This is a genomic window from Saccharopolyspora sp. 6M, from assembly GCF_020176775.1.
GTDB classification, from domain to species: Bacteria; Actinomycetota; Actinomycetes; order Mycobacteriales; family Pseudonocardiaceae; genus Saccharopolyspora_C; species Saccharopolyspora_C gregorii.
Window position 1 is genome coordinate 1 of sequence record NZ_JAIUJZ010000295.1, and the last position, 6,153, is coordinate 6,153.

General features: G+C 71.7%; 6 protein-coding genes and 1 pseudogene. 2 read left to right on the forward strand and 5 right to left on the reverse strand.

Annotated features, from left to right (window positions below; genetic code table 11):
• Positions 1-402, reverse strand: a pseudogene (locus LCD31_RS27840) (alpha-mannosidase); the annotation flags it as partial.
• A 221-nt stretch (positions 403-623) separates the two neighbouring features.
• Between LCD31_RS27840 and LCD31_RS27845 the strand changes: the two are divergent.
• Entirely contained in the window at positions 624-884 is a 261-nt protein-coding gene (locus LCD31_RS27845; protein WP_224963023.1) for a Prokaryotic metallothionein, read from the forward strand.
• 594 nt (positions 885-1,478) lie between these two features.
• Here LCD31_RS27845 and LCD31_RS27850 read toward each other — a convergent pair.
• Both LCD31_RS27850 and LCD31_RS27855 read right to left on the reverse strand, forming a co-directional pair.
• Entirely contained in the window at positions 1,479-2,018 is a 540-nt protein-coding gene (locus tag LCD31_RS27850; RefSeq protein WP_224963015.1) for a gamma carbonic anhydrase family protein, read from the reverse strand.
• Positions 2,015-2,764 carry a GntR family transcriptional regulator gene (locus tag LCD31_RS27855; RefSeq protein ID WP_224963017.1) on the reverse strand — a complete coding sequence of 250 codons (750 nt, stop codon included), beginning with the start codon at positions 2,762-2,764 and terminating at the stop codon, positions 2,015-2,017. Before LCD31_RS27855 ends, LCD31_RS27850 begins: the two co-directional genes overlap by 4 nt.
• A 120-nt stretch (positions 2,765-2,884) precedes the next feature.
• Here LCD31_RS27855 and LCD31_RS27860 point away from each other — a divergent pair, with 120 nt between their 5' ends.
• A complete protein-coding gene (locus tag LCD31_RS27860; RefSeq protein ID WP_308015878.1) occupies positions 2,885-3,385 on the forward strand; it encodes a GNAT family N-acetyltransferase in 501 nt (166 codons plus the stop codon).
• A gap of 16 nt (positions 3,386-3,401) precedes the next feature.
• Here the strand turns inward: LCD31_RS27860 and LCD31_RS27865 are convergent, their stop codons facing one another.
• Together LCD31_RS27865 and LCD31_RS27870 are read right to left on the reverse strand one after the other, a co-directional pair.
• Positions 3,402-3,896 carry an STAS domain-containing protein gene (locus LCD31_RS27865; RefSeq protein ID WP_224963019.1) on the reverse strand — a complete coding sequence of 165 codons (495 nt, stop codon included), beginning with the start codon at positions 3,894-3,896 and terminating at the stop codon, positions 3,402-3,404.
• Positions 3,897-4,127: 231 nt separating this feature from the next.
• The gene (locus LCD31_RS27870) at positions 4,128-6,071 is read right to left on the reverse strand and encodes an aconitate hydratase (protein WP_224963021.1); all 1,944 of its coding nucleotides are present in this window, start codon (positions 6,069-6,071) and stop codon (positions 4,128-4,130) included.
• Positions 6,072-6,153: the final 82 nt, after the last annotated feature.

Here is a 6,153-nt window from a genome sequence, read left to right on the forward strand (position 1 = left end):
GGGTTGTCCGGGTGGGGTGTGGACGGGCAGGTGGGTGTTGCGGGGGTTGAGGCCTTTGATGGGGGTGCCGGTGTCGGTGTGGGCGAGGCCTTCGCAGTGGAATCCGGGGCGGTCGAGGTCGAAGCCGAGGTCGATGACGGCTTCGACGGGTTGGTCGGCCCAGGTTTCGGGGAGGGTGCCGGTGAGGCGGAACCAGGTGGTGCCCCAGGCGGGCCCCCATTCGTGTCCGATGTGGACGGGGGTGTAGCGGGCGTGGAGGGCTCGGTGTGCGGGGACGGGTTCGCCTGGGACGTGCCAGGCGGCGATGTCGAGGGGGTGGGTGCGGGTGTGCACGGCGGGCCGGAGTCGTTCGGCGAGGATGCGGTCGAGGCGTTTTTCCACTACGGCGCGGTCGTCGTGCATGCGGTGTCCCCTCGGTCGGAGCGGGTTGGTGCAGACCACTGCTGAGCGTCGATCATCGTGGCACATCGCCGGTGGGGGTGGGTGCCGCCGAACCGGGCTGGGTGATCGCTCGTGCAGGTCATGGCGGTTGCCGGGGTGCGCGGGGCCTCGCATGCTGGGGCCTTTCGCAGGGCGTGCCGGTGTGGCGCGCGGTCCCCGATGATCGTGGAGGCGACGTGGTGATGGGTACGTGCGAGGTGTGCGGGAACGAGTACTGGATGAGTTTCGAGGTGCGCACGTCGGGTGGCGGGGTGCACGTGTTCGATTCGTTCGAGTGCGCGGCGCAGCGGTTGGCGCCGCAGTGCGAGCACTGCGGGTGCCGGATCTTGGGGCACGGGGTGGAGGTGAGCGGCCGGTTCTTCTGCTGTGCGCATTGTGCGCGGGAGTCGGGGATGTCGATGGTGGAAGAGGTGCGGGATGCGGTGGGGAGTCGCCCTGCGTGATGGTTCGGGTGCGGCTGGTGTGTGGTGAAACGTTTCATCCGGGTGTCGTGGGGTGAATCCACCCGCACCAGAGTTCGTTACCTTTTCGTTACTTGCGGGGTGAAACACGACGTTCACCAGTGACGACTACGGGGGTGGCACCACTTGCTCACCCGGGGCGCACCAGTTCGCGGGGCACGGGGCGGGTGGTGGCGGCTGGACCACTACGCGTGAAGGGATGCCGAGATGGCAGGTCTGGTTCGTTGGCTGGGTGACATGGCACGGGAGATGGAACGGGCTCGCACCGTGATGCGACACCCCCACTCGCAGGTCGTGAGCTCGGCCGCCCGTCGCGGTCAGAGCTGAGGCTCTGTTCGTCAGCCCCGGTCACTACGGCTGAACGTGGCGCCCCACCGGGTCGCGGACCGGCGCCCACCGCGTGCGCGGTGCTCCGGCGAGCACGGTCAACGCCACATCAAGTGAGACCTCGCGACCCACGCAGGCTTGCTGAAGATGCCGTGGCTTCCGTCCACTTCGGACGGGGCCACGGCATTTCGCACGTTCGGGGCCGGTTGCGGTGGTACCGCTCCCCTCCCCTGCCGCGCGCGGGCGGCGTCAGCCGGTCAGGGCGTCGCGGTGGCGTCCGGCGTTGGCGACGTAGACCTCCGCGGACAGCCGCAGGCGGGCGCGTTCGTCTTCGGTGAGTTCGCGGCGGACCTTCGCGGGGGTGCCGGCGACCATGGAGCCGGGCGGGACCTCGGTGCCTTCGAGCACGACGGCTCCGGCCGCGATCAGCGAGCCCTCCCCGATGGCGGCGCCGTTGAGGACGACGGCGCCCATGCCGATCAGGCAGTGGTCGCCGACGGTGCAGCCGTGCAGCACGGCGCGGTGCCCGACGGTGACGCCGCGGCCGACGGTGGCCGGGAACCCGGGGTCGGCGTGCAGCACGCAGCCGTCCTGGACGTTGCTGCCTTCGCCGACGGTGATGTCCTCGTTGTCGCCGCGCAGCACCGCCCCGTACCAGATGCTGGCGTCGGCGTGCAGGTGCACGCGGCCGATGAGGGTGGCGCCGGGTGCGGCCCAGGCGCCCTCGTCCAGCTGCGGGGTGTGCTCGTCGATGGTGATGGTGCGGGCGGTCTCGGCTGGGGCGTTCACGGGTCCTCCGGGTCGGCGCGTTCGCGGCGCAGCCATTGCACCGCGTCGTGGGAATGGCCGTCGACGACCGCTTCGACGCCGTCGAAGACGCGGGAGTCGGTGGTGCGGGCCAGTTCCGCCAGCACCGTATCGGCATCGCCGTCGGCGATGGCCTCGACCAGGCCCCGTTGCGCGGCGAGGTCGGGGGCGGGTGCGACGCGGTGGGTGAGGGTGAGCGCGAGCATCAGCTGGAGGCCGAGGTTGCGGCAGGTGTCCTCCAGGCGTTCGTTGCCGGCGAGTCCCACCACGGCCAGGCGCAGGTGCAGGGATCGTTCGGCGAACAGGGCGGGGTCGCCGGTGGTGGCGGCGAGGGCGTCCAGGGCGGTGCGGCAGCGGCGGAGCCGGGCGGGTTCGCGCACCGGGACGCCGTGGCGGACGGCGAAGCGTTCGAGTTCGCGGCGCAGGGTGACGATCTCGTAGATGTCGTGCAGGGTCAGCGGGGTGACGATGACGCCCTTGCGGGGCAGCTGGCGCACGAGTCCTTCGTGTTCGAGCACGCGCAGCGCTTCGCGCAGGGGTGGGCGGCTGATGCCCATCTCGTGGGTGAGGCGGTTCTCCACGATGCGGTCGCCGCAGCGCAATCCGCCGCTGATGATCATGTGCCGGAGGGTTCCGGCCGCCAGTTCCACCAGGCTCGGCGGGTCGGCGATGCTGGGCGCGGATGCGATCGGCCGCTGCGCCACCTGATCTTCCACTGATCCGGTCACGGGGCCAGTCTGCCCTGTCGCGGGCCTGTGCGGTGGGGTTTCGCCGCGGTGGCGAGCAACGACACGGTCGGTTCGGCAATTCGGTTGCCGCCGCGGGTGGCCGGTGGTGATGCTGGGGTGGTGCTGATTCGTGTCGCGGAGGCCGCCGATCTGGCGGCGTTGCCGGAGGTGGAGCGCCGTTCGGGTGCGTGCTTCCGGGAGGTGGGGATGGATCGGGTGGCGTTGGATCCGCCGATGCCGGTGCGGGTGCTGGAGGGGTTCCGGGATCGCGGCGCGTTGTGGGTGGCGGTGGAGGTGGCCGGCCCGGTGGCGTTCCTGGCCGCCGAGCGGTTGGACGGGACGTTGCACGTGGCGCAGGTGAGCGTGGATCCGCGGTGTGCGCGGCGGCGCATCGGTGCCGCGCTGCTGGCGCACGCGGGTGCGCGGGTCGTGCGGTTCGGGTGTGCGGCGTTGACGTTGACGACGTTCCGGCTGGTGCCGTGGAACGCCCCGTACTACGCGCGCCTGGGTTTCCGGGAGGTGCCGCCTGCGGTGATGTCGCCGGGGCTGGCGGCGAGGCATGCGGCCGAGCAGGCAGTGTTCCCGCACTGGCCGCGGATGGCGATGTGCCGCGCGGGGTGAGGTGCTGCGGCCGGGGTCAGAGGTGGTGGCGGCGGATGTCGGCGATGGCGTGGGCGGTGGTGGCGCGGCTGGTGAACCGGTCGGCGAGGCCGGTGAGGGTGATCAGCCGCAGCACGGCTCCGGTGCCGAACACGACGTAGAGCGGGGTGCGGCGGCATTCGGCGCGCCGTTGGGCGTGCAGGAGCAGTTCGAGCCCGGCGGAGCTGCAGAAGGTGACGTCGGTGAGGTCGAGGACGACGGCGCGCAGGGCGGCGGCGGTGAGGCGTTGGCGGACCATTTCGCCGAGGCGGGGGGCGGCGGCGGGGTCGAGCTCGCCGCCGACGTGGACGACGACGACGCCGGGGTCGGGCCGGTGCACGGCCAGCCGCAGGGTGCGGGGGTGGCCGGGGGTGCCGCTGACGGGTTCTCCGGCGTCGCGGGGCGGCGTGATCGTGCGTTGCGGTTCGAGTCCGACCGGGGCGTGCCGCTGGTGCGCGGTGCGGTCGCTGTTGCCGGTGTTCGCGAGAATCACACTGCCTCCCCCGTGTTCGAATGCTGTTCGCGGCCGGGGTGGCTGGTCCGGGCGTGTCGGTGGCGGCGGCGCGTTGCGGTGGCCACCGGTGATCTCGGTGGCTGTGCCCGGGTGCGGCGCTGCGGTTCCGATGTGGGCCAGGGACGTCATGGCCAGGTGCTCGACCGCTGTTTCCCCACCGTAGGAGCGCTAGTCCGACCGAAACAAGGCTGGCCACCATCGTGCGAAGACTTAAGGGGAGTTGGCCGACAGCGGGATGATGCCTCCGGCGAGGATGGCTTCGGTTTGTCGTTCGGACAGGTGAGGTTCGGCGGTGATGTCGCGACTCTTCGTGGTGTTGCGGAGGGTGAGGGGCCCGCCGGTGCGGAGCTGGTCGCGCAGGCCGTCGGCGGTCAGGACGTCGCCGAGGTCGATGCGGTCGTGGTCGTCGGGGTCGGTGAAGCGCAGCGGCAGGATCCCGAAGTTGATCAGGTTCTGCCAGTGGATGCGGGCGAAGGACTTCGCGATGACCAGCTGCACGCCGAGGTAGCGGGGTGTGATGGCGGCGTGTTCGCGGGAGGAGCCCTGCCCGTAGTTGTCGCCGCCGATGACGATGTGCGGCCCGGTGTCGGCGGCGCGGCGCGGGTAGTCGGGGTCGAGGCGGGTGAAGGTGAAGCGGGCGAGTTCGGGGATGTTGGAGCGCAGCGGCAGGGCGTGGGCTCCTGCCGGGGAGATCTCGTCGGTGGAGACGTCGTCGCCGGTGATCAGCAGCACGGGGGCGTCGAGGTGGTCGGGCAGGGCGGTGAACTCCGGGAGCGCGGAGATGTTGGGGCCCTTCTCCGGCCGGATGCGTTCGGCGTCGTCGGCCGGTGGTGGGGCGACGAGCATGGCGGTGTTGACGGCGGAGTGCTGCGGCAGCCGTGGCCGCGGGTGCAGGTCGAGGTCGTCGGCGAGGTCGCGGGGGTCGGTGATGCGGCCGGTGAGGGCGGCGGCGGTGGCGGTCTCCGGGGAGCACAGCCACACCGAGTCGTCGGGGGTGCCGGAGCGGCCGGGGAAGTTGCGGGGGAAGGTGCGCAGCGAGTGGGTGCCTTCGGCGGGTGCTTGTCCCATGCCGATGCAGCCGAGGCAGCCGGTCTGGTGCAGGCGGGCGCCTGCGGTGACGAGTGCGGCGAGGTCTCCGGTGGCGGCGAGGTCGGTGAGGATCTGCCGGGAGGTGGGGTTGATGTCGAAGCTGACCTGCGGGGCGGTGCGGCGGCCGCGGACCATGTCGGCGGCGATGGCGAAGTCGCGCAGGCCGGGGTTGGCGGAGGAGCCGATGACGACTTGGCCGATGTCGGTTCCGGCGGCTTCGCGGACGGGCACGACGTTGCCGGGTGAGCGGGGCCGGGCGATCAGCGGTTCGAGGGTGGACAGGTCGATGTGTTCGGTGAGGTCGTAGTCGGCGCCGGGGTCGGCGGCCAGCGGGGTGAAGTCGGCTTCGCGGTCTTCGGCGCGCAGGAAGTCGTGGACGGCGTCGTCGGCGGGGAACACGGTGGTGGTGGCGCCGAGTTCGGCGCCCATGTTGGCGATGACGTGCCGGTCCATCGCGGTGAGTTCGGCGAGGCCGGGCCCGTGGTATTCGATGATGCGCCCGGCGCCGCCGGCGACGCCGTGGCGGCGCAGCATTTCGAGCACGACGTCCTTGGCCGACACCCACGGCGGTAGCCGCCCGTCCAGGTGCACTCCCCACACGTACGGCATCCGGAGGCGCAGTGGTGCGCCGGTGATGGCGAGGGCGACTTCGAGGCCGCCGACGCCGATGGCGAGCATGCCCAGGGATCCGGCGGCGCAGGTGTGGGAGTCGGAGCCGGCGAGGGTTTTGCCGGGGGCGCCGAAGCGCTGCATGTGGGTGGGGTGGGAGACGCCGTTGCCGGGTGGGGAGTACCAGAGCCCGTAGTGGGCGGCGGCGGTGCGCAGGTAGGCGTGGTCTTCGGCGTTCTTCTCGTCGGTTTGCAGGAGGTTGTGGTCGACGTACTGGGCGCTGAGCTCGGTGCGGGCGCGGCGCAGCCCGAACGCTTCGAGTTCCTGCATGACGAGGGTGCCGGTGGCGTCCTGGGTGAGGGTCTGGTCGACGCGCAGGCCGATCTCGGTTCCCGGGGTGGGTTCGCCGTCGGCGAGGTGGGCGGTGATGAGCTTGTGCGCCAGCGTCTGCGGCATCGCTGCCTCCCGGGTGGTGGAGGATCACCGGTCTCCGCGGGGCTACCCGGGCGGGGTGCGCGCCAAACGATCAGGTCAGGCG

What these genes read in the sequence shown, in the direction of transcription:
- LCD31_RS27845 (WP_224963023.1), top strand. Translation starts at nt 624, where the DNA reads ATGGGTACGTGCGAGGTGTGCGGGAACGAGTACTGGATGAGTTTCGAG.
- LCD31_RS27870 (WP_224963021.1), bottom strand. Translation starts at nt 6,071, where the DNA reads ATGCCGCAGACGCTGGCGCACAAGCTCATCACCGCCCACCTCGCCGAC.